Below are 22,754 nucleotides of genomic sequence, written 5' to 3'. Positions count from 1 at the left end.
GTCAGGTCATCGCAGTCCTGACCCCTTCACCGACCTCCCCAGGAGTCTCCCATGGCCCGCCGCATTGGTTCGACCCCGCCCCGCTCCGCGACGTTCCCTTCCTCCAAGCCGCCCCAGTCCAAGCTGCCGGCGCGCGCGTCCACGTTCCCCTCCGCGACGCCCACCCGGCCCCCGGCGACGCCTCCCGCCGCGACGGCCACCCGGCCCACGGGGACCCTGCCTGGCGCGAATGCGCCGGCGGCCACGGAGCCCAAGCCCCTGAAGCACCCGGGCATGCCCGAGGGGGCGCCTTCCTACAGCCCCTGGGAGCTGAGCACGGGCCGGGCGTCGGATGTGATGGTGAGCGGTGGGGACAACAGGCTCACGGCGCCCGCGGCCGCGAAGCAGACGATGTTCGTCGACAAGCCGGGCAGCCCCTTCCAGAAGGACACGTTCGGCGGCACGGTGAGCGGCAACGTGGGCTCGATGCAGGCGTCCACCGCGAGCTACAGCGGCGGTGGCGTGCGCCACTACTCGGCCCAGGCCGAGCTGCGTGGGCCGTACGCCGGCTACGAAATGCAGAAGACGCACGCGGGCCGGCTGGGCGTGACCAGCGGCCAGATCTCCGCCGAGGCCAACTCTTTCAAGGGCCAGGCGCAGGCGGGTGTGTCGCTCGACAGGAACGAGCACGCCTACACGGCCGCGTTGACGGCCAAGGCGGAGACGGGCGTGGGCGTCACGGCGAGCGCGAGCCACGACTTCAACCGGCACGTGGGCGGGTACGTGAAGGGTGAGGCCAAGGCCTCTGCCTCCGCCTACGCCGAGGGCGTGGCCAGCCTGGACCCGAAGACAGGCACGGCGTTGCTCTCAGGGCAGGTGGGGGCGGCCGCCACGGCGGGCGCGTACGGCACTGCGGGGGGGCACGTGGGCCGGCTGCACGGCTCGGTCACCGGGGGCGTGGTGGCAGGCGCGGCGGCCCAGGCGGGCGGCAAGTTCGGCCTGGAGAATGGCTTCCTCAAGCACTCCGCGGACGTCAACGCCGCCGCGGGCCTGGGCACGCACGTGAAGGCCGACGTGGCGCTCGACCTGCGTCACCACATGCAGCCGGGCATCGCGGCGGGTCTGCGCCCCGCGCTCGCTGGCGCCACGAGCGCGGCCTCGCCCGCGAACGCCATCGCGCCGGAGAAGTCGCGCGTCGAGAACTTCTTCGCCAAAGCCTTCCACAGGGCCTGACAGGCCTCGCGGAGCGGCGGGTTCGATTCCCGCCGTACAGGTGGTTGGGAGCGTCGGCCGCCTGTGTTGCACGTACGTCACACGCTGGAGCAGGGGGGCCGGTCGAGAACACCGACCGCCTCTCTCCGCGTGTCGGGGCTCAGGTGGGCGTAGCGATTTGTCATCTCGATGGTCGCGTGCCCCATCAGCTCCTGAATCACCTTCAACGAGACACCCCTCATCGCGAGGTGGCTGCCGCGGGCGTGGCGCAGGTCGTGCCAGCCGATTTGCCCCACTTTGCCGCCCGGAGGGCTCGACGAAGCGGCGCCGTCATCTTCCCTTCGGTGAGCGGCTGCCCGTTCTCCTGGCAGAAGACGAAGCGGCCCCGACGGTGCCGGTGAGTCCTGAGCGCATCCTCCACGGAGGCCGGCCTTGATGGCGACGAGCAGCACCGGACGCCACTCCAGTCCAGCGACAGCGACGAGCCGCTCGGCCTCTTCTTCTCTGGCACAGGGGGGAGGTCCGCCGGAATGCCCCAGGGGCTTGGCACGGGAGCTACCTGGCCTACGGTTCGCGGCGCTGCTCGTCGGGCTGCCATCTGAGTCCGTCCTGGGCGCGGTTGAGGCCGGTGATGCAGTAGATGTGCAAGGTTCCCATGTTCTCGTAGGACCATAGAGATTGTCAGACGCGGTTGCTATGTGGCCCCTTGTTCGCCGATGTCCTGGCGGCTGACCCGGGGGCCACATGAGAGCTTTAAGAATTGCTGCACTGTTGCTGTTTTCGAGCGGGTGCGCGTCGACTCGTGTCGTGCATCTACACACCGGGCGCGGAGAGCGAATCGCCTTCACCCCGGTCGAGTCCGACCCCGTCGAGATAGGCGAAGACGCGTTCAAGCGTGCTGTCGCGCAGCTCGTGCTCGACATGAGGCTCGACGTCGCCTTCAGGGCAGGCCTGATGCGTTCTCGGGTGTCTGCGATTTCGTGAGGAGGCCGCGTGAGAGTGAGGCGCGGTGCGGCAAAGCTTCGCCGTTCGGCCGGGGCGCCGTGCGCATGGAGGAGAGTGGCGGCCAGAAGCGGAGGGAGGGCCGGCGAGCCCTCAGTCCGGTATGACCAATGCCGCCTGTCGTCGTCCATGGACGAGGCTGTCGCGCAGCAGCTCGCATGCGCGTGTCCACTCCACGAGGTGACGGCCTTGCGGAGGCAGACGCGTTCTGAAGCAGGCGAGCAGATTGAAGGCCATCGCCCGCAGCCAGGCCACCACCTCCAGGGCCGTGCGCGTTGGGCGGCAGGGCTGGCGCGCGTCCTCGCCCAGGACGACGTCCAGCGTCCAGTTGTGGCGATTCTCAATGCCCCAATGCACCCGCACCAGCCGCAGCAGTTGGTGGAAGTTGAAGACGGTGGTGTCCAGCGAGGTGACGAAGTAGCGGTAGTCCTCCGCCCGGAGGTTGTCCTCGTCGTCCCAGTGCTGCTGCCGCACCAGCAGCAACGTGCGCGCTCCAGGGAAGTTCACCTCGTCAGGCGTCAGCGCGTGCGTCCACAACTCGCGCACCACTGTCTGCCCATGCGCCCGCTCCTCGGTGCGCGAGCGGGCTGGGCACTGCTTGGAGGCGATGGCCCGCATGGCGTACTCGTGAAGGGTGGGCTGGTTGGCCTTCAACCCGAAACAGTAGTGCTTGCCCAGCTCTCGCACCAAGGCTGCATTCTGCGCGGCCGTCAGCCCCGCGTCGGCTGTCACCACCCCAAAGTGCTCGCCAAAGGCTTCCACCACCCGCGGAAGCAACTGCCGGAAGGCCGGAGACTCACCCTCCTTGGCTCCGATGAATTCCAAGTCCAGGCAGGGCGCCGCCAGCGCACTGGTGAGCACGGCCCGCAGCGCGCCCAGTCGCCACAGTGCGCGGCCCTCCTCGTCGTTGGCGACGGCCTCCAGCCCCTCCACCTCGCCCTGGTGCGTCGTCCACAAGCTCTTGCCGTCCACGCTCACCACGCCCAAGGGAAATGGCAGGCGGGGGGCGCTCGAATCCTCCAGCACCTCGCACGCCTGGGCCCTCAACGTCTCCCTCAGGCCGCCCGGCTGCTGCTTGCGCAGCAGACGCCAGAGCGTCGAGCCCCTCACCGAATGCGGCAACTCCAGTCGCTTGCGCGTCCGCGCTCCCACATCCCCCGCCAGCTGCGCGGCCTGCTTCAACCCTTTCTTGCCCACCGCGAAGCCAGCCACCACCAGCCCCAACAGGCCCAGGTGCTCATGGCGGGTGCCACGCGAGTCTCGCGGGTCCCTCACCGCGTCATCCCACGGCAGGCGCGCCTGCCGCAGCACGCGCCGCTGTTGTCCTCGAAGTCCACCCATGCTCGACTCCTTCTCGCCCCGCTCCACGCGTCTCGCGGAGCGGGGCATAGGGGGGATGGGGCTCGCCGGCCCCGTCCCTCCGCCTCCGGCTGCCGCGCTCAGTTTCGAGCACAACCCACCCGCCAGGGGGCGATCATCCAGGGCACCCGTCAGGTGGTGTACGAATCCGCTCACCCCTCCCGCGCGCAACCCCGCGACCCGACGACCCTTCTTCAAATCCGACCCCGAGAAAACGCATCAGGCCTGGCCTTCAGGGAGGTTGAAGAGGACGATCGCCGCTCGTTGCTCGCGTCTTCAGGAGGGCTCGTCGACGGCGCTCGTGATGCTGGTCGCGCCCGAGCCCATGACGAAGGTCATCGCGATTGCCCTGACTGCCTCTCTCATCGCCTACCTTGGGACGGGGCCGGTGTGGAAACTCGGGCGAGGCTTCTTGCGTTTGCTCGACGAGTCCCGGGACGCGGCGGGCTTCGCGGACATAGAGAGGGCCGGGCATCGCTTCGGGAAGGTGCTGGGGGACAACGGGGCCCGCGTTCTGGTGATCGTCGCGTTGTCCGCACTGGGCGGGAAGAGCGCGATGGCGGCGCAGGGGCCAAAGATGCCGGGCTTCGCCCAGGCGGCTTCTCGGGCGCAGCTTGAAGGGGGCTTCCAGCTATCAGGCGCGCTGGCCGGGGAGGTCCAGGCGATCTCGATTTCGTCGGCTGGGGTGCTGAACGTAACGCTCGCACCAACGGCGGTCGCCGCAGTCGCGATGGGCGCAGGCGCGAGTCCTGGGGCTGTGGTGGGAGCTGCTCGGGGCGTGCAGGGTGACCCCGAGGGAGAGATTCACCATATCTGCACAAACAAGAATTATAAGTCAGACAAGGAAGGTGGCCCGTGGACGCCACGATTCAGAGAGATTTTCGACAAGGCGGGCATGAGCCTGAACGATCCAGCGAACCTGATTCGTATCAAGGGGCATCAAGGCGCCCATCCTCGTGAGTACCATGAGAGCGTGCATGGACGTCTCCTGGAGATTGTGCTGGGGTGCCGAGGAGTGGCGATGTGTCGGAGGGCCTTGGAAAGAGAGCTTGCGGCTATTGCGCGAGAGCTTGTAAAAGACGGGTCGAAGTTGCGCGGACTCGTGAGGAAAGGCTCCGGAGAGTAGAGAATGGAACGGCGCTTTTTTAATCTCAAGATGGATGTCTATGTGAAGGGGCGCTGGTATTTGGCGGACCCAGCCGAGCCGGACGGTCGTGAAATCGAAGATTTCTGGCGGTTCAGGCAGGGGAAACCGGTCGAGCTAGACAGGAGACTGCGGGTTCCGATCTCTCGGCCTGGAGCGTCACTTGATATCGAGTTCGCAGGCGCGGGAGCGACCCCTATCCTGAGTGAACGGGCGGCATCTGTGTTCAGGAGCTTGGCGCCTGGTGATATTCAGCTCTTCCCTGTGGATGTGGAGGGCGATTCGAGGCCCTATTTCCTGCTTAATGTCGCACGTCAAATTTGCTGTGTCGACGAAGCGGCGTCCGAAGAGGTTCAGGTCCGTACTGCGGAGGAGTTTGAGGACCGCGTTGGCGAATACCGATCTGTGATCGGTTTGAAGATTGATAAGTCGAAAGTTGGGGATGCGCGGGTGTTTCGCACCTGGGGGTGGAGCCTGCCCATTATCGTCGACGAGGAGATCAAGGATGCCCTCGAAGCGAACGGCATCTTGGGTGGCAAGTTCGAAGAGGTTTGAACCGCACGTCTGCCGAAGGGACACAGTGGATGTAGAGGCCCGCGGTGCCATCAGCGCCGAAGCGTTCGGTCTCCACGCTCCCGACCTGCGCCCCATCCGCGGCCAGGACCTCCAGCAGGATGGGAGCGTTCACCGCTGTGCTCTTCCAGAGGGCAGCCCCTGCGGGCTGGGTCTGACAGCGTTTGGGATTTGACAAAGCCGGGCTGTGTAGGGGGTTCCCACGAGTCCTTCCGCCAAATGTCTGCCCTAGCGTTCCTCCAAGTCGTCTGCATTGGGGGTGCGCCGTGGCTATCACGACTCGACAGCCTGTCTTTCATGTCGTGCGAAGTCTGCTGGGCATGGGCTCATCCTCTTCTGCAAAGAGTGCCACGTCGAACTCGACGAAGGCGACTGCTGCGGCCCCGGATTGGAAGGTGACGGCGGCCAACCTCATGGAGACCTTCATCCAGTCCGGATACGTGACTGGCATTACGAAGCCCGGCATCGCGAAGCTCGAACAGTGAATCATGAGCGAGATGGAGGCGTTCATTCGCGACAACCCGAAGTTGTCCGCGGATGAGCTCGACAAGGTGGCGAAGCAGGTCACGATGCGCCACCTGTCCATGGCGGGGATGGATGGTCAACGTGAGGCGAAGATCAAGTCTCGCCTTCAGGAACTCCAGCAAGACCGCTGGGGCTGAAGGTCTACCGGCAGGACATGCGTCGGTACATATCGAACGCATCGTCTTGCTCCAGCAGCGGGAGTTCCGGCTGTACCACGGGGGATTGCTCCGCCCCCGGAGCCGGCGGCATGGGGTGCTCCTCGTGCTGAGGCGAGCGCTCCACCCAGCACGGATGGACTTCCACCCGGGGCGCCCAGGCCCCCGTCTCAGGGGCCCGGGCAGGTACGTCTCACCGCCAGGTGCGCCGGACCGCGATCACTCCCTGTCCTGGAACGTGTCGAGCGAGGGGCAGTAGGTGGCGTAAGCGTGGCCGGTGATGGCGCCATTCTCGTAGAGGCCATTCACGTCGAAGGCCACGAAGTGCGATTCGGGAGGGGTACCGCTCAGCACGCAGGTGGGGCAGAGCGAGGCCGCCACGGGCGTGAAAGTGAGGCTCGTGCTGTGCAGGAAGTACGCAGTCGTGAGCACCCCCTCGAAGTCGACGAACGTCGCTGTCGGCTCTTCTGGCATGGAGCCTACCTGCGGCGTCGCGTCCACAGGCACTCTCACCTTGTGGACGTTGACAAGCTGCGGCGGGAGCGGCGAGTCCCCGGAAGGGCACTCACCCGGCGCGCCGTTGTTGAGCTCGATCCACAGCTCCCACGGGGCCGCGGAGTCCTCCGGCTCTTCGTAGCCGAAATAGGCGCTGGTCAAGACACGCTGGTTCCCGTCCAATTGAATCGTGGTCGCGGTTTCCTGGCACTCGCCCTCGCAGATGGTGAAAGGGCCGGGCTCGGTGCCCGCGTCGGGCTCGGTGCCCGCGTCGGGCTCAGTGCCCGCGTCAGGCTCGGTGCCCGCGTCAGGCTCGGTGCCCGCGTCAGGCTCAGTGCCCGCGTCAGGCTCAGTGCCAGCGTCAGGCTCGGTGCCCGCGTCGGGCTCGGTGCCCGCGTCAGGCTCGGTGCCCGCGTCGGGCTCGGTGCCAGCGTCCGGCTCAATGCCCGCGTCGGGCTCGGTGCCCGCGTCAGGCTCAGTACCTGCGTCGGGCTCGGTGCCAGCGTCGGACTGACGGCCCGCGTCCGGCGTCGGATCGACGTCATCGGAACCACAGCCAGTCAGTGCGGGAGCGACTGCGAGGGAGAGTATCAACAGGGAGCGTATCGAGTGTCGCAGGTTCATTTCGTGGATTGTCACGGGTTCCTCGCGGAGATGCGAGGGGGCCCGGCCTTCTTCTGGATGCACTCCCCGGAACACATGAAAGGCCGCGTCGAGCCGTCCCCTCCGTGGGGCGCCGTTGGCGTGCAGCCTCAAATCATCCCATCCCAACCCGCACCACACCGACGGAACGCGTCGCTGAGGGACTCCACGAAGTCGGAGGGCAGCGGGCCCTCCTCCAGCGTTTGGATGTTCCGCCGCAGATGCTCCAGCCTCCCGGTGCCCACGATGCAGGTGGACACGCCAGGGACGTGTGCGGCGAAGCGCAAGGCCACATCGCTCCAGTCCAGGCCGCGCGGGTCGAGCGCCAGGGTCCGCATCCGGTGCCAGTACTCACCGAGGTCATGCGCGCTGGGACGCTCCGCGAAGCGCCAGGGCGCGTTCCCCAGCGGACGCTTTGCGATGACCCCCATGCCCCGCTCCCGTGCCCACGCGACGCCCCGTTCAATGGCGCGCTGGTCGAACAGGTTGACGGACGTCTGGACCACGGCGAAGGCACCCGTCCCAAGCGCGTACTCCAGCGCGGCGTTGTCACCGGAGTAGGCCGCGGCGCGAACCTTGCCCGCCTCGACTGCACGGACCAGCGCTTCCACGAGCCCGGGGCGCTGGAGCACCTCCAGCGGGCACGAGTGGAAATGCACCACGTCGAGCACGTCGGTGCGCAGGCGCATGAGGGCCTGGTCCACGCCACGGGTGATGCACTCGGGCGTCCAGTCCTCCACGCCTGGGACGCCGTAGCCGCACTTGGTGGAGAGGACGAACTCGGAGCGGCGCCCCTGCAGGTGCCGTCCGATGCGCTCTTCCGACGCCCCATAGCCGGGCGCCGTGTCGATGAGGTTGATGCCCGCATCCAGGACGCCGTGCAGCAGCGCGGCGGCATCCGCTTCCGCGAGCGCCGACCCCCCCACGTGTCCGGCACCAAAGCCGAGCACGGACACCTGCAGTCCCGTCCTTCCCAGGGGGCGACGCTCCATGGAACCTCCTCGCAGGGCCTGGTGGAGCCACGCGTCAAGTGGAGTTCACAGCATGTTCGTGCTCGGGCCCGTCTCAGGAGGCGAGGCACCAGCGGATGCCGCCGTCCGGGCAGCCGTTGTCGTCGGGGAAGGTGTCACGCGCTCGCTTCAGGTGAGCAGCTTGCGCTTGGCGGCGGTGAACTCCTGCTCCGTGAGACTGCCGCGCTCCCGCAGCGCGGTCAGCCGCTCCAGCTCGGACGCCAGGCTCGGCGCGGATGGCTCGGCCGTCTCGTTGTCCGCCGCGAGGAGGGCATTGCTCAGGCTGGACGCCACCATGCCGATGAGGCCAATGCCCATCAGCATCAGCACCGTGGCGCAGACGCGCGCCAGACCCGTTTGCGGGGTGATGTCACCGTACCCCACGGTGGTCGCGGTGACGATGGCCCACCAGATCGCATCCTGGAACGTCGACAACGAGGGGTTGGTGTCCCGCTCCAGCATCCACACGACGGTGGCCATGCCCGTCACCACCGCCGAGGCGATGAGGATCGTGTGTCCCAGCTTGTAGCGGTTGAGGAGCGCGTCCAGCATGGCGACCGAGCGCATGCGGCGGTACGAGGACACCACTCGCAGCAACCGCAACACGCGCGCCAGGCGTAGCAACTGGGCGGCGCGGAGCAGGCTGAACGCCTCCGCGTACAAGGGCACCAGGCCGAGCAGCTCGAACCAGCGGCTGCGCAGGAACGCGGTGCGGCGCTCCGCCCGGAAGAGGCCCCAGAGGAAGTCCCCCAGGAAGATGCAGATGAAGCCCAGGTCAATGGCCGCGAGCACCTGAAAGCGCGGCTCCGGCCAGCGCAGTCCCGCCATCTCCACGTAGAGGATGGGGAAGAGGCTGACCAGCGCCAGCACGGACATGAGGAGGTCCTTCAGTGCGAGCCTGGGGGAAGCGGCGCCCGCCTGCTCCTCCACGGTGCGAACCTGCCTCGTTTCACTGGCCCCCGCGACGGATTCCTCGTTTCGCATGGGGCGCCACGCTAATGCAGGGGGGATGGGATGAACACCCACGGCAGCCTGGACGGGCGCCCGTCTGGCGCTCTGGACATCCACCTTCCCGCGTGGCCGAGCGCCCACGGGGGGTAAGAAGTCTGCTTTGCTCCGTGACGTGCCCGCCCAGCCCCGTCAGCGCCGTGTAGAGCGTGGCGCCCAGGCTGTAGACATCCGCGCGGCGGTCCAGCCGGGACACCTCGCCGCGAGCCTGCTCTGGGGCCATGTAGTGCGGCGTGCCGAGCACCGCGCCGGTGGCCGTGAGGCTCTGCTCCGTCCGGTCGCGCGCCAGCCCGAAGTCCATGACGTAGGGCTTGAGGCGGCCGTCCTCGGTGCGTTCGACGAGGATGTTGCCGGGCTTGAGGTCGCGGTGGATGAGGCCGGCCCGATGCGCGGCGTGGACGCCTTCGGCGGCGTCGCGCAGCAGCAGGGCCACCTGTTCCACGGTGAGCGCGTCCGCGAGTTGGTTCAGCGGCCGGCCGTCCACGTCTACACCGGCGGGCACGGGGAAGACGGGCGCCTCGAGGGAGGCGGCGCGCGGAGAGGGCGCGCCGTCCAGGGTGGACGCGCCCGCTGTTCCTTCGTTGGTGGCTCGCGCTCCCGTGCCCATTTTCGGAGCGTGAGTCTAGCCGCCTCAGCGGGCGCGCAGGACTTCCCGCAGCCGCGCCGTCTTCTCGTCGGTCCAGCCTTCGGGGCGCAGGAGCGCGACCCAGGCGTCCACGTGCTCGCCGGTGTAGACGTGGCCGTAGCCGGCGGGCACCTCCATCCCCAGCGGCAGGTCGGCCGTCACCTGCCAGAACGTCACGAAGGGGAGCCACACCATCGCTCCCAGGACATCGTGGCCGCGAGGCTCCCGCAGCCAGTCCGGCCGCTGCAACAAGAGCCGGGGGCTCCACCAGATGATGGGGTCCGAGGGGTGGAGCAGATACAGCACCCGGGAGTCCCCCCACGGGGCGGACGCGGGAGGAAGGTTCGTTCCAGGGCGCCGGCTGAATCGAACGATGCGTCCGTTTCGATAGACGGGCGCTATCTCGGGGCTGCCCGCGTCCCGGTGGTCCGTGAACTCGCGATACAGGGTGTTGAAGTTCGGCGGCCCCACGAACAGCGCGCCATCGGTGCGATTGGCCAGGTCCCGCTCGCCGCTGAACGCCGTCTCCCCGCCGTAGGAGCCCAGGCTTTCGCCGAACACCAGCAGCTTCGGCCGTTGGCCCTCGGGGAGCCTGGACCAGTGCTCGTAGACGACGTCGAAGAGCGCCCGGCCCGACTCACGCGCCCGCTCCTGGTCCACCAGGACGGAGAGCCAGGACCACAGGTGGGAGTACTGCATGGCGACAATCGCGGAGTCACCGCGGGTCAGGTACTCGAAGGCGTCCACGGCCTCGGGCACCACCCAGCCACTGCCCGTGGTGGTGACGACCAGCAGGTAGGCCCGGTCGAAGCCGCCGGCGCGCTCGAGGTCCTCGACGGCGAGCGTGGCCCGCGCCTCGGCGTCCGGTGCGGAGGCGTAGCCCGCGTACACGCGAATCGGCTCCTTCACGGCCGCTCCCTCGAACGCGGCGAGGTCGGCCATGGCGGGGCCCCCGCCGACGAAGTTGCGCCCCTCCCGTCCCAGCGACTCCCAACTCACCCGGGAGCCGGGGCCGCCGGAGCGCAGGGCGGTGCGGGGCCGGAACACGCCCTCGTCGGTCGTCGCGTCCCGCACGCTCAGGGTCTGGTCCGCCAGCGCGATGAGCCCATCCCACAGCACGCCGCTCGCCACCAGCGCGGTGAGTACCACCACCGCCAGTCCACTCGTCGCGCGGGCCGCGCGAGGGCCGATATGCCGGACGAGCCGCGCGTCCAAACGGCGGTACACCGCGCGCAGCCCCCGTCCCGCGGCGATGAGCAGGATGAAGACGGCCGCCGCGACGACGGGCGCGACCAGGTAGCCCGCGTTGCCCGGGTGGGGAACGTCCATGAGCTCCCGGATGCGCTGCTGCCAGTGCCAGCCCAGCAGCAGCGCGCCGGACAGCGCCACGAGCGCCGTCACGGAGAAGCCCCGCCACGCGCGAGGACTCGGCGTCCTCGCCGGACGTGGGGAGAACTCGCGCCACAGCCAGGCGCCCAGCACCCCCAACCCATAGCCCATGGCCGCGCTGAGGCCGCTGACGAAGCCCTGGAAGGGCCCGCTGCGCGGCAGCAGGGAGGGCGTGAAGGCCAGGCACGCGAAGAGCAGCGCGCCCCACGCTCCCGGCAACGTGTAGCGGAGCCAGCGGGGCCAGGCACCAATCGCCAGCGCGGGCCGAACAGCGCGAGTGAAGAGGCGCTCCATGACGACCCCCGCGATAAGGACCTCGATGCCCGCCACGCCGGCGCCGAGCAGGCGTCGAGCGGCGGCACACGGAAGGTAGGCCCTGGAGCGGCCGCCGGCAGCACGCGCTCCGGGCGCCCGGCTCCTGGCCCCCCCAAGCCTTGAGGGCGGTCCCTCGCGGCACCGCTCCGCGCTGGCCCCCGGCACCATCGAGGGCCAGCTTCGCTTCCGAGCGCTCAGCGAACTTCGAATTCGTAGATGCGCGTCGCGGGGTCGCCGTTCTGCGTCGGCGTCGTCACGTTGAGCTTGATGTAGCGCGCCGACGTCGCGGTGATGGCGTGGGTCGAGCTGCTGCCGGTGTTGTTGCTCACCGTGACGGGCGTACTCCAAGTGGAGCTGTCGCTCGAGGTCTGGATGGTGAACGCCCGGCTGTTCCAGTTCGTCGATTCACCCCCCGCACCCGCATGCCTGAGCGTGAAGCTGCTGACGGTCCGCGCCGAACCGAGGTCGACCTGCATCCAGGCCGGCGAGGCCAGTGAGCAGAACTTGTCGGTGGTGCCACCCGAGACGCTGCCGTTGACCGCCTTGGCCGCCGATTCGTTGCTGTTGCAGGGCGCTGAGCTGGTGGTGGGCCTGTTCAGCGCCAGGTTGGCGTAGCCCGAACCGACCGACACCGTCTGGGACCTGCCATGGCTCGCGCCACCATTGTCGGTGACGGTCAGGGTGACGTTGTAGTTGCCAGGGCTCGCATAGGTGCGCGAAGGGTGGGTCGCGGTGGAGGTGCTGCCGTCTCCGAAGTTCCAGCTGCGTGAGGTGATGGTGCCGTCTGCGTCGGTGGACGCATCGCTGAAGGTCGCGGTGAGGCTGCTGACGGTGACGCTGAAGTTCGCCACCGGTGGGGTGTTGCCGCTGACGGCGGTGTTGATGGCCGCCGCGTACTGCGCGCTGGTCCCCTGCGCGCTGCACTTCTGGATGTCGTCGTACAACCACATGAAGCCGCCGTTGATGCCAGCGCTGGCCTTCCAGTTGCTCATCTTGGTCTGCACCACGGAGGGGCTGTCGCCCGACGCGCAGCCGTTGCCATTCCTGGACCACAGGCCCGGAGCGACCGTCATGCCCATCGCGGTGTTCCAACTCGCGGGGTTGTTCCCGGCGCCGCCGGCGTACACCTGCAGGTAGATTCTATCGACTGCGCTGCCGAGGTTGTTCTTGAGGTTCCGCCAGAACGTCTGCTGGGTGTACGGCGCGAAGGTGATTTTGTAGCCCATCCCGATGAGCATCTGGCTGAAGGTCGTGGTCGGGGCCAGGTTGTAGGCGCTCTCGTCGTCGAAGTTCACCGCGTCGGCGCCGGTGGCGGTCTTCAGCGCCTGGAAGTTCCTGTACAGGATGCTGTTGGTGCCGGTGCCGCAGACGATGGTGGTGCCGCAGCCGGGGGCGGTGCCGTTGACCAGTCTGATCATGCGTTCAAAGTCCGGAACGCCCCAGGCGCCAGTCGACACTTCAATGCGATTGACCGAGGTCGGCGCGGTCTTGAGCGTGGCCAGGCGGGCCGGCCAGGCCGGGTCGCCCATGTAGGCGCCGTTCTTGACCACCGGAATGTCGTTGTAGATGAGGTCGCCGTTCTCCTCGATGTGGAAGCTCCAGAGGATGACCGTGGTGAAGCCCGAACCGCGCAGGTCGTTCATCACCGCGGTCCCGCCGGAGTAGAACGGGCCGCCGCCGTAGATCGCCGAGTACGCGCTGGCGTCCGGCGCGGCGACAGCCAGGGCGAGCGCGGCGAGTGCTGGCAACAGGCCGCGGAGAAAGGCGGACGGCGCGGAGTGATTCGATTTCGGCATGGAAGGCTCCTTGTGCGTTGTGCGTCGTGAGCGGGGCGATGGCAGGCGATTCGCGTCGATGTGTGAGAGCCAATGCGCTCGCGCATACCCACGCGCGCTCCGGGTCGCCAATGGTGGCGGGGGCTACACTGGGAGTGATGGCTCCTTCGTGTCAATCTTTGGGTTGATTCAAGTCAGGCGAGAACGTACAAGCACGGGTGTCTGCAATGGGCGTGAACCGGGTGCGGGACGGGTTGCGCGAGGTGTGAGTGTTGAGTAGTGTTTGTTGTGATTTGCTGTGTTTGCGGCCTCGTCTTGAATTGCGTACGGTCCCATTCAACTCTGCTGGGAGGGACCATGGCCGGACTTTCCGCTGTGCTTTTGATGTCGCTGGGGCTGCTGTTGGGAGCTGGTGAGAGCGTTTCCGAGGCAGGGAAGTCAGAGACGCCCCAGGCCGAGGGTGATGACACTGACTTTCTCTGTGTCGAGGATGCCTTGTATTACTATTACAGCGACGCGAGTCATACGACCTGGGTTGGGGAGACCTATTGTGCGTGTGGCCATCTGGCAGTGCTTACTGGAAGGCGCACTTCATATGTGGAGGTGGTGTATGCCGAGCCGTGTATGGGCGAGGCGCAGGACTGTGCGTCCGAGGTTGAATGATGGGCGTGTGGTGAAGCTGTAGAAATCTGGGAGGCGCGCTCAGGCGCTGTGCGATTCACGGAGAGACGAGGCCCTCGTTTCTTCGTGGTTCGTCTACACTCGCCGTGAATCCATCCTTTCACGGAGACTTCACGATGTTCAGCGCCTTCTCACGTACCCTGCGAACCTTCACCGCGACCACCGCGCTCCTGGCCCTCACTGGCTGCGGCGACGATACGCAGGACCCGCTCCCGGGGCCTCCCGGGGAGCTCGTCTGCGATTCACAGACCTATGCGGAGGCCGTACGCAACGCGGCCGAGCCTACGTCCGTGGACATCTCCACGGAGTTGTGGGCCATCAGCCCGTCGAATCCGAGGCTCATCTGGAACGAGTCCCAGACGGCCGTGCGCGTGGCCATCTGGACCACGTACACGGGCTATACGCTGGGAGAGAATACCCTCTCCCGTGAGGTCTGGGTCACGCCCGCGCCTCAGCTCCAGACGTTCTGCAAGACGGTGCCCGAGGAGAAGCTCGTCGCTCGCCTCAACCAGTATCTGGGCCTGCCCCCGGCCACGGAGGGCGACAACGCTCGCTACATCGTCGAGCTGTGGGTCCGGCCCCAGGACATGTTCCGGCCCTGCCCGGACGCGGAGATTGACGACACGTCGTGCGGCCTTCAGTTTCCTGCGTCGGCCACCTCCGAGCACAAGGACTGGATCAACGCCTATTACGCCTCCAGCTATGGGTTCTGGCAGAGCACGCACTACCCCTGGACTGGACTGGGCTACACGTATGACTGGTGCAACGCCGACACGCGTGTGGGTGGCAGTGAGTACGTGGTTCGCGCTGACTCCATCGTCAACGTAACGGGCAAGTTCGAGCGCGCCATCTACTGCGCGCCATAGCGAGACGCGCCAGGGCCACGGGCACGCGGGCCAACGCTCAGTTGGCCAGCTCCCGGGACTCCACGGGGGGCTGCTGCTTGGGCTCGCCGAAGGACATCAGCCGGCGGTGGAGCGGCGTGAGCAGTCCGACGAGAATCACCAGCACGCCGGTGACCTGCAGCAGCCGCTCGATGGAGACCACCTCTGCCAGGGGCCCGAAGAGCAGCATGGCCAGCGGCATCAGCGCGGTGGAGAGCATGGTCATCACGCTGAAGACGCGGCCCAGGTAGGCCGGCTCCACGCGCTCCTGGAGCATCACCGTGGCGGGCGTGTTGTAGAGCGGCAGCGCTATGCCGAAGATGCCCATGGTCGCCAGGTACACCCCGAAGTGGGGCACCACGCCGAGGGCCACGGTGCACGTGCCCATGATGAGGTTGGAGGAGACCATCGTCCGCATGCGGCTGCTGAAGCCCCCCCACGCGGCGAGCGCGGCGCCACCCAACATCATGCCCACCGAGAAGACCATTTCGATGGCCGTCAGCCTCCACACCTCGTCCCCGAAGCTTCGCGCCGTCTGCAGCGGCGTGAGGAACGCGGCCGGGGTGATGAGGACCAGGATGAAGCCCAGGTAGCTGAAGAACGGCACCAGGTGCGCGTGGCCGCGGATGTAGCGGAAGCCGTCGCGAATCTCCGTCAACTGCGAGGAGCCCTCCTGCTCCGGCGCGCGGGGGCGCGGCGCTACCCGGACGAAGAGCGTCACCAGGGCGATGGCCAGGGCCGCTGTCACCACGTCGATGTAGAAGATCACCTGCAGGGGGGCCACGGACATGAGGAAGCCGGCGAGCGCGGGCGCCCCCAGCATGTTGACCGAGTGGACGGTGCCCTGGATGCCGTTGACCCGCATCAACTGGTCCTCGGGCACCAGCTGCGGCAACAGCGCGCTCACCGCCGGCTGTTGAACGGCCGTCCCCACGGAGCGGATCGCCGCGGCCAGGAAGAAGAGCCACAGCTCCGTGCCGCGCAAGGTGAACATCACGGCCAGCGCCAGGGTCACCAGCGCGATCATCGCATCGGAGAGGACGATGAGCTTGCGGCGGTCATACCGGTCGGCCCAGACGCCCGCGAAGGGCGAGAGGAGGAACGTGGGCAGGAAGCCGGCCACGATGTAGAGCGTCATCATGACGCTCGAGCGTGTCTGCAGGGTCACCTGCCACAGGAGCGCGTACTGCACCAGCGAGGAGCCGAGCAGCGACAGTGCCTGGCTGCCCAGGAAGAGGGCCGTATTGCGCTTCCAGGAGGCGTTCATGGCGCGCACTGTAACCGCTGGCGAGCTTCAAACCTTGCGGAGTGAAGGCTCCACGGGATTGAGTGAGGGCCCATGGGACTTCTCCTGCGCGGGCTCCTCGTCGTCGCTGTCAGCTGCTCCGCGGGGTGTGGTGGCCTGCGCCACACGATGGGAGAGGAGGAGTACCTGCGACAGCGGCTCTACGACTACGCCTACATCGTTCCGCTGGACACGCTCTGGGAGGAGGCAAAGTTGCTCGCGGAGTCCGTCCGCGACGAGTCGCGAACCGAGGACGGCGTCCGGACAGCGGTGGTCTCCCTCCGCCGGGGCCTCCGGGGAGATGAGACGTCCCTCGACGAGCTGTTCATGCGCGGCTGGGAAGAGGGTGGGCGCAGCTACGTGAAGTTCTTCGCTGTGGGGCACGGGCTCGCCGCCCACCCCTACGACATCGGCGTCCGGGAGGTGAACGCGGAGCTGGACCTGCTCGCTCGCTTCGCTCCGGCGGACGCGGCGAGGTTCCGGGAGGGCGCCAGGCGGGCGGGGCAGCGCGCCCGGTAGCGCCTCGGGGGGTCAGCGCATCGGCACGACAAGCACCTGCGTGCGCCCAGGAGCGATGTCGACCTCGCGTGTCTCCTCGTGGTCGCTCCTGCGGATTCGCACGGCGTGTCGTCCCGGGGGAAGCGACAGGCGCGCCACCTGGAACTCGGAGGGGAGGCTGAGCCAGCCCTGCTCCATCTGCGTCGCGCGTTCAGAGGCGGTTCGCAGGAGGAGATAGCCGCCCAGCGGCGGAACGAGCACGAAGAGGGCCACGGACCCGGCCCTCGCCCATAGGTTGGGCTGGCGAGTCGTATCGGTGCTCACGCCCAGGGCGCCACGGCGCAGCAGGAGGTTCTCCAGGGACGTGACGGTCTCCGTGTCCCAGCTTCCTGACGCCACCTCGATTCGGGCCTGCCCGTGGGGCCAGGGACGCGGGCACACGCTCCAGACGCGGCTCGCTTGCCAGCGCTGGAGCACGCAACGCTCGGGGAGCTTTCCGGCCTCCACGACGACCACCAGGCCGCCCGCTTCGTCCGCCGGAGCCGACGATTCAGGTGCCAGGATGAGCCCCTCCAGTTCCTCGAGCTCCGGGCGCCCGAGCCGGCGTGCCTCCGCGAGAAGCCTGGGCTCCAGGTGGGTCAACCGGGAGGGCGCTCCGGGTGGAGCGCTCCGGGTGATTCGCCAGGCGGCGAGGTAGTCGATGAAGGAGGACGCCTCGTTCCCCGCCAGCTCATGCGCCAGCCCGCTCACGTACAGCCCGATGGCGCTCTGCACCAGGTAGGGGCGCAGCTCATCGTCGATGGGGATGGCGTTCAGGTGCCGCTCCATCGTCACGTGGTGGCGCAGCTCGAGGTGCCGCTGGAGGTTCAGCGCGTTCGTCAGCCGAGCCTCCACGGCCGCCTCCTCGGGCCGCCCAAGCTGAAGGTAGTTCAGGGCGTTGAGCGTGTGCAGCGTCTGGCGCTCCAGGGCGCCCATGCGCCAGGGGATGTTCCCGGTGAACTCCTCCGACAACCTGACCCGCTCGTGCTCATCAGCGAGCTCCGCCGCTTGGACCAGGGCCCTGCTGCTGGCTTCCCAGGCTCCGGCGCGGTGCAGCAGCCCGCCCCGGTCCGCCGCGACGAGCAGCGGATCCAGCGCTTCGCGCGCGGTGACGACGTCCAGTTCCTTCAGCGCTTCGTCGTACCGTCCGACGTCCGCGAGCACGCGCATCTGCGCGGTCTGTTGCACATAGCTGGCGCCGCAGCCGGACAGCACGGCGAGAAGGACGGCTCCAAGCAACTGCGAGACGAGGCGCGATGGAAAAGCCTCGCCCCCGGAGATGAAAGACGCCATCCCGCTAGAATAGAGCCATCAGGCCCGTCTCCGTCATCTGGATACAGATACCTGTGCCTACCCAGACATGCGGGTGGAAATCCAAGCGCTGTCATATCGGGTCGGCTGGAGGTCATGGACAGGACAAGAAAGTCGCGTCTTGCTGATTTTTCTTGAATTTAGTGCTAGCTCACGCCCCTCCATCTGGAGGTGGTTCATGAGGAAGTTCCCTCGCATCCTGGCGCTCACGGTGGTGTGCGCCGTCTCTCCCTTCGCATCCGGCTGTGGCGACGAGCGCATCGACACCCCGCTCGCGGAGGAGGCTCCGGCCGGCACCGCCAGCGCGCCGCTCGCGTGCAGCACGCGCATCACCTATGGCGAGCGGTGGATTCGCCCCTCGGGGCACCCCGCGCAGTTCGACATCGCGAGTGGTTTGGTGACGTGGGATGGCACCTGTATCAACGAGGGCAGCAACTCGTACGCGGTGCTCTCCAACGGCTGGCAGCCGTACTTCACCGGCAACAACGCGTGTGTCATGGCGCTCGACACGGACTGTGCCGGGGCCGCCGCGTGCTCGACGCGTGTCACCTACGCCGCGTCGTGGCTGCGCCCGTCGGGACACGCCGCGCAGTACGACGACGTGAGCGGGCGCGTGTTCTGGGACCGGACCTGCACGAACGCGGGCAGCAATTCGTACGCGGCGCTCTCCAACGGGTGGAGGCCGTACTTCAGCGGCACGGGCGCGTGCGGCATGTCCTTCCGCTACACGGGTTGCGGCGGGCTGTACCAGAACCCGGTGGTCCCCGGGGACTGCGCGGACCCGGGCGTCATCCATGATGGGACGCGGTACGTCGCCGCGTGCACGTCGGGCGGCGCGGCGAATGCGTTCGCCCTGCGCACGTCGACGGACCTGGTGACGTGGACGCACGCTGGCTCCATCTTCCCGTCGGCGTCGAAGCCCACCTGGGCGAGGGGAGACTTCTGGGCCCCGGAAATCCACAAGGTGGGGACGCGCTACATCGCCTACTTCACCGCGCGGCACTCGGACGGGAAGCTGTCCATCGGCGCGGCGACGTCGCCGAGCGCGCTCGGGCCCTTCACTGACATTGGCCGGCCGCTCGTGCATGACACGGCGATGGGGATGATTGACGCCACCTTCTTCACGAGCACCACCGGGGCGCCATACCTGGTGTGGAAGGCGGACGGCAACGCGGTGGGGCAGCCGACGCCCATCTACGGGCAGGCGCTGTCGGCGGATGGCCTGTCGCTGGTGGGCGCGCGCCAGACGCTCATCCGCAACAACCTCGCGTGGGAGGGCGGCGTCGTCGAGGCGCCGTGGGTCGTCGCTCGGGGCGGCTACTACTACCTCTTCTACAGCGGTAACGCGTACTACAACAGCACCTACGCCGTGGGCGTCGCGCGGGCGACGAGCCCGCTGGGCCCGTACACCAAGCTGGGCTCGCCAATTCTCAAGACGGGCGGCGGCTGGACGGGGCCGGGACACAACTCCGTCGTCACCGGGCCGGGCGGAGACATGTACATGGTCTACCACGCGTGGAACAGCGCCCACACGGCCCGGGTGATGCTCGTGGATGCAATCACGTGGTCCAATGGCTGGCCCGCGGTTCCGTCCGCGCCGTCCGCGGGCTCGCGGCCCATGCCGTAGCGGCTTCGCCGTGACGACTGCCTCCGCGCCGCGGCCTCATGCGCCACGGCGCGGAAGTGCGCGGCGGCGGGGGCTACTTGCCCGTGTCCTTCGCCGCGCCCTTGGCCTCCTCGACGGGCGGGGCCAGGGGGAACGCCAAGTAGCCCTTCTCCGTGTACCAGGCCATGACCTGCACCCGCAGTCGGCCTGCCTTCACCATCGGGTCCTGCTCGGCGAGCTGCTTCGCCTCCGCCTTGGTGGAGGTGCGGTAGATGCACGCGCCGCGCATGCCCGCGTCGTCCTGTTCGTCGAAGGGACCCGCGAGCACCATCTTGCCGCTCTCCCCCATGAGCGTGAGGTGCGCGAGGTGCTCCTTCTGCAGCTGCGCCAGCGCGGCCTCCGGCAGCTTCTTGGCGCCAGGTACGCGCTCGAGCAGGACGAGGTAGTGCTTGTCGAACTCGAACTTCTTCGCGGCGGGCTGGGCCGGCGCGGCGCCGAGGGTGAGCAGGAGCAGGGCGGTGGTGAGCGTCATGGCGGAGGTCCTCGGGAAGCAGGTGCGCGGAACCCTAGAGGCCGCGGCTGACGCGGCGCCACTTTCCGGCTGATGCGTGAAGGGCAAGCCCACCACCAGCGGCGCGCGGGGCCGGCGCCTCGCGCAGCCGCGGCTGTCCACGGTGTTCGTGCAGGAGGGCGGCTACTCGGTGGAGGACCTCGGCCTCAACGTGGCCGGCGTGCCCGGGGGGGCGTCGACGCCGGACGCTGAAGGTGGGGGCCGGCACGCTATGTCCGGACGGGCTCGGCGGGCTGGTTGCTGCGCCGGTGCCGTGCGTAGAGCGCGTCGCGCCAGGCGACGATGTCCGGATAGCGCGCGCAAAGCCGCGGGTGGACGCCCGCCGCGCGCGTGGCGGGGCCTACCGCGAGGTGCTCGCCGTCCACGGGTGACACGAATTGCAGCGTCACCGCCATCGCGAGGTCCGCGTAGGTGAGGCGGTCCGCGACGAGGTGGCGCTTGCCGTCCGCGAGCGCATGCTGAAGCGCCTCCAGCTCGAGCACCAGCGTGGCCTCCGCCGCCGTGCTGTCCGGCATCCCGTACTTCCTGCGCAGGAAGGCCATGGCGAAGTCCACCGCGGGCACCGAGAGCTGGCGCACGAAACCAGGGAAGGCGGGCGGCTGCTGCTCCAGCTTCGCGGCGCGGTCGTTCGCGAGCCGGTCGAGGTAGCGCACCCGCGCCGCGCCGAGCGCGACCTCGCTGCGGGCGTTCCAGGCGGCGATCTCCTCAGCGTGCTCGGCCGGAAAGAGCGTGGGCGCGCTGCCGTGCGCGTCCGCGTAGCGGGCGATGCGGAAGGAGTCGATGAGCGGACCCTCGGGCGTGAGCAGCATGGGGGTGCTCACGCGGCCCTTCAGCCGCCGCGCCCGCAGCCGCAGCGAGAGCTCGCCGATGAGCGGGTAGTGCTCGCGGTAAGCATACGCGAGGCGGTGGTGGTCCAGCGCCCCGGAACCTGTCAACGCGAGTGAGACAGTGAGTTCGAGAGATTACTGCGTAGCATCCTGTGAGGCAGAGAGCCGCGCGGGGTCATTTATCCAGACGATGGTTGGCGGGGCCTTCGGCACGGGTACACCGCGAGGGAAGCGCTCAGGGTGAGCGGCGTAGGCAGCGGCGAGCACGGCAGCGCGGGCCGCGAGGCGCTCGGCCGCCAGGCCGTGGTGCACGTCGTAGGGCGTCAGCAGGCCGAGGCCGCCGTGGTGGTGCTCATTGTTGTACCAGCCGAAGAAGTCACCTGAGTGGCCGCGAGCGTCCTGGATGCAGCCGAAGCACTCGGGAAAGTCGGGCTGGTACTTCATCGTCTTGAAGTGGGCCTCGCTGAAGGGGTTGTCGTTGGAGACGTAGGGCCGCGAGTGCGTCTTCGTCACGCCCAAATCGGCCATCAGCAGGGCCACCGGCTTGGACGTCATGGAGGAGCCCCGGTCGGCATGAATCGTCAACTGGCCGGGCACCACGCCTTGGCGCTCGCACGTCTGCGCCAGCAGCTTCTTGGCCAGGGTGGCTGACTCGCGGTGGGCCACCATCCACCCGACGACGTAGCGGCTGAAGACGTCCATGACGACGTAGAGGTAGAAGTACGTCCACTTCGACGGGCCGTGCAGCTTCGTTATGTCCCAGCTCCAGAGTTCATTGGGCTTCGTTGCGTGAAGCTGAGGCACCGGGTGGTTGGGGTGGCGCAGCTGGTCGCGGCGCTCGCGCACCTCCTGATTCTCGGCGAGCACCCGGTACATGGTGCGCTCCGAGCACAGGTAGCGCCCCTCATCGAGGAGCTGCGCGTAGACTTCCGCGGGCGCGGCATCCACGAATCTCGGCTCGTGCAGCACCGCGAGCACCTCGGCTCGCTGCTCGGGCGACAGGGCCCGCGGCTGAGGGCCTCTGCGCACCGGCCCGTGTAGGGGCCGAGCCTGCCGGTAGAAAGTGGCGCGCGGCAGGCCCAGTGCCTGGCACACCGGCGCCACGCCCAGTGCGTCGACAGCCTCCAGTGCCACGGCCATCAGGGCGTCTCGCCGGGCATGGGCAGCTCCACTCCCAGGATTTCCGATACTTTTTTTTGGAGGTCCAGCAGGGCCTCGGCGCGCTTGAGGCGCACCTGGGCCCGCGCCAACTCCCTCTCGAGCTCGGCCACGCGTCGGGCACTCGCGTCGGGCACCTTCGCTGGCGGCCCTCGCTTCTTCGGGCTGCGGGCCGACAGCTCTCCCGCGTCGCGCTGACGTCGCCACGCGCTCAGCAGGGAGGAGTACAGCCCCTCGCGGCGCAGCAGCGCCCCGACTTCACCTGGCTGCGTGCAGCGCTCTGCCTCCGCCAGCACTCGCAGCTTGTACTCCGCTGTGAATCCTCGGCGCCTGGCCTTCTCCACCACCTCGGTCTCCCGGACTCGAGTCTCTTCCACCACTGGATTCATCGTTCCTGCCTGGGTCGCCCTGCACACTAAACTACCGGGTACGAACTGTCTCACTCACGTTGGCAGAGAGGGCCCAGCGGGCCTTCTCGGACCAGGGAGAGGCGGCCTCGCCAATCAGGGTCCACGTCATCGCGGCGCCTCAGTGCGCGGCTGCTGCGGCACCTGGGGCGGGTGGGCACACGCGAGCCAGCGCGCAGGCAGCATCCGGAGCACGGCGAGGTGCGGGGGCTTCATCATCAGACCTCCGACAGCGGAAGGGGAGACGTGGCGCTCAGTGACTCGGCGGGCGTTTCTCTC

The 22,754-nt window shown here is 68.2% G+C and carries 19 protein-coding genes and 3 pseudogenes; 9 read left to right on the top strand and 13 right to left on the bottom strand.

The features are described 5' to 3' along the window. Positions 1-51: 51 nt before the first annotated feature. The gene (locus KGD87_RS15930) at positions 52-1,212 is read left to right on the top strand and encodes a hypothetical protein (RefSeq protein WP_284668262.1); all 1,161 of its coding nucleotides are present in this window, start codon (positions 52-54) and stop codon (positions 1,210-1,212) included. A gap of 77 nt (positions 1,213-1,289) precedes the next feature. On the opposite strand, the gene KGD87_RS15925 is transcribed toward KGD87_RS15930, so the two are convergent. Then, positions 1,290-1,433: a tyrosine-type recombinase/integrase gene (locus KGD87_RS15925; protein WP_284668643.1), complete on the bottom strand. Its 144-nt coding sequence runs from the start codon at positions 1,431-1,433 to the stop codon at positions 1,290-1,292. Positions 1,434-1,935: 502 nt separating this feature from the next. Between KGD87_RS15925 and KGD87_RS37065 the strand changes: the two are divergent. Continuing rightward, positions 1,936-2,136, top strand: a pseudogene (locus tag KGD87_RS37065) (AHH domain-containing protein); the annotation flags it as partial. Positions 2,137-2,286: 150 nt separating this feature from the next. Here KGD87_RS37065 and KGD87_RS15920 read toward each other — a convergent pair. Next, the gene (locus KGD87_RS15920; protein ID WP_284668261.1) at positions 2,287-3,534 is read right to left on the bottom strand and encodes an ISAs1 family transposase; all 1,248 of its coding nucleotides are present in this window, start codon (positions 3,532-3,534) and stop codon (positions 2,287-2,289) included. A gap of 310 nt (positions 3,535-3,844) precedes the next feature. Here KGD87_RS15920 and KGD87_RS15915 point away from each other — a divergent pair. The 3 genes and pseudogenes from KGD87_RS15915 to KGD87_RS15905 form a co-directional block, all read left to right on the top strand. Beyond that, positions 3,845-4,678 (top strand): annotated as a pseudogene (locus KGD87_RS15915) (AHH domain-containing protein); the annotation flags it as partial. Between the two features lie 3 nt (positions 4,679-4,681). After that, positions 4,682-5,251 (top strand): imm11 family protein, encoded by a 570-nt coding sequence (locus KGD87_RS15910; RefSeq protein WP_284668259.1) that lies wholly within the window; start codon positions 4,682-4,684, stop codon positions 5,249-5,251. A gap of 506 nt (positions 5,252-5,757) precedes the next feature. Continuing rightward, positions 5,758-5,931: a hypothetical protein gene (locus KGD87_RS15905; protein WP_284668258.1), complete on the top strand. Its 174-nt coding sequence runs from the start codon at positions 5,758-5,760 to the stop codon at positions 5,929-5,931. 237 nt (positions 5,932-6,168) lie between these two features. Here the strand turns inward: KGD87_RS15905 and KGD87_RS15900 are convergent, their stop codons facing one another. The 6 genes and pseudogenes from KGD87_RS15900 to KGD87_RS15875 form a co-directional block, all read right to left on the bottom strand. Then, positions 6,169-7,068 (bottom strand): hypothetical protein, encoded by a 900-nt coding sequence (locus KGD87_RS15900; protein WP_284668642.1) that lies wholly within the window; start codon positions 7,066-7,068, stop codon positions 6,169-6,171. A gap of 128 nt (positions 7,069-7,196) precedes the next feature. After that, entirely contained in the window at positions 7,197-8,078 is an 882-nt protein-coding gene (locus KGD87_RS15895; RefSeq protein WP_284668257.1) for an aldo/keto reductase, read from the bottom strand. A gap of 147 nt (positions 8,079-8,225) precedes the next feature. Beyond that, positions 8,226-9,080, bottom strand: a complete 855-nt coding sequence (locus KGD87_RS15890) for an ion transporter (protein WP_284668256.1) — start codon at positions 9,078-9,080, stop codon at positions 8,226-8,228. A gap of 151 nt (positions 9,081-9,231) precedes the next feature. Further along, a pseudogene (locus KGD87_RS37060) lies at positions 9,232-9,588 on the bottom strand (serine/threonine-protein kinase); the annotation flags it as partial. A 147-nt stretch (positions 9,589-9,735) separates the two neighbouring features. Beyond that, positions 9,736-11,412, bottom strand: coding sequence for an alpha/beta hydrolase (locus KGD87_RS15880; protein ID WP_284668254.1), 1,677 nt, complete (start codon positions 11,410-11,412; stop codon positions 9,736-9,738). Positions 11,413-11,627: 215 nt separating this feature from the next. Further along, entirely contained in the window at positions 11,628-13,229 is a 1,602-nt protein-coding gene (locus KGD87_RS15875; RefSeq protein WP_284668253.1) for a PKD domain-containing protein, read from the bottom strand. 336 nt (positions 13,230-13,565) lie between these two features. Here KGD87_RS15875 and KGD87_RS15870 point away from each other — a divergent pair, with 336 nt between their 5' ends. After that, positions 13,566-13,871, top strand: coding sequence for a DUF6289 family protein (locus KGD87_RS15870; protein ID WP_284668252.1), 306 nt, complete (start codon positions 13,566-13,568; stop codon positions 13,869-13,871). A 134-nt stretch (positions 13,872-14,005) separates the two neighbouring features. Continuing rightward, positions 14,006-14,755, top strand: coding sequence for a hypothetical protein (locus KGD87_RS15865; protein ID WP_284668251.1), 750 nt, complete (start codon positions 14,006-14,008; stop codon positions 14,753-14,755). 37 nt (positions 14,756-14,792) lie between these two features. On the opposite strand, the gene KGD87_RS15860 is transcribed toward KGD87_RS15865, so the two are convergent. Next, positions 14,793-16,040 carry an MFS transporter gene (locus tag KGD87_RS15860; protein WP_284668250.1) on the bottom strand — a complete coding sequence of 416 codons (1,248 nt, stop codon included), beginning with the start codon at positions 16,038-16,040 and terminating at the stop codon, positions 14,793-14,795. Between the two features lie 72 nt (positions 16,041-16,112). Between KGD87_RS15860 and KGD87_RS15855 the strand changes: the two genes are divergently transcribed. Next, on the top strand, positions 16,113-16,577 hold the full coding sequence (locus KGD87_RS15855) for a hypothetical protein (RefSeq protein ID WP_284668249.1): 465 nt from the start codon (positions 16,113-16,115) through the stop codon (positions 16,575-16,577). Positions 16,578-16,589: 12 nt separating this feature from the next. Here the strand turns inward: KGD87_RS15855 and KGD87_RS15850 are convergent, their stop codons facing one another. After that, positions 16,590-17,810: a COG3014 family protein gene (locus KGD87_RS15850; protein WP_284668248.1), complete on the bottom strand. Its 1,221-nt coding sequence runs from the start codon at positions 17,808-17,810 to the stop codon at positions 16,590-16,592. Positions 17,811-18,084: 274 nt separating this feature from the next. Here KGD87_RS15850 and KGD87_RS15845 point away from each other — a divergent pair, with 274 nt between their 5' ends. Further along, positions 18,085-19,533, top strand: a complete 1,449-nt coding sequence (locus KGD87_RS15845; RefSeq protein WP_284668247.1) for a glycoside hydrolase family 43 protein — start codon at positions 18,085-18,087, stop codon at positions 19,531-19,533. A gap of 73 nt (positions 19,534-19,606) precedes the next feature. Here the strand turns inward: KGD87_RS15845 and KGD87_RS15840 are convergent, their stop codons facing one another. From KGD87_RS15840 to KGD87_RS15830, 3 genes are all read right to left on the bottom strand, one after another. After that, positions 19,607-20,044, bottom strand: coding sequence for a YciI family protein (locus KGD87_RS15840; RefSeq protein WP_284668246.1), 438 nt, complete (start codon positions 20,042-20,044; stop codon positions 19,607-19,609). A gap of 248 nt (positions 20,045-20,292) precedes the next feature. Continuing rightward, the gene (locus tag KGD87_RS15835) at positions 20,293-21,018 is read right to left on the bottom strand and encodes a glutathione S-transferase C-terminal domain-containing protein (protein ID WP_284668245.1); all 726 of its coding nucleotides are present in this window, start codon (positions 21,016-21,018) and stop codon (positions 20,293-20,295) included. 27 nt (positions 21,019-21,045) lie between these two features. Beyond that, a protein-coding gene (locus KGD87_RS15830) for an IS3 family transposase (RefSeq protein ID WP_502887984.1) occupies positions 21,046-22,457 on the bottom strand; the annotation gives its coding sequence in 2 pieces (ribosomal slippage) (positions 21,046-22,097 and positions 22,097-22,457; 1,413 coding nt in all). Positions 22,458-22,754 lie beyond the last annotated feature (297 nt).

This window comes from Myxococcus sp. SDU36 (genome assembly GCF_030168875.1).
In the GTDB taxonomy this organism is placed as follows: Bacteria; Myxococcota; Myxococcia; order Myxococcales; family Myxococcaceae; genus Myxococcus; species Myxococcus vastator.
Note: the sequence above shows the minus strand (reverse complement) of the source record. Positions and strands in the feature narration are given on the sequence as shown.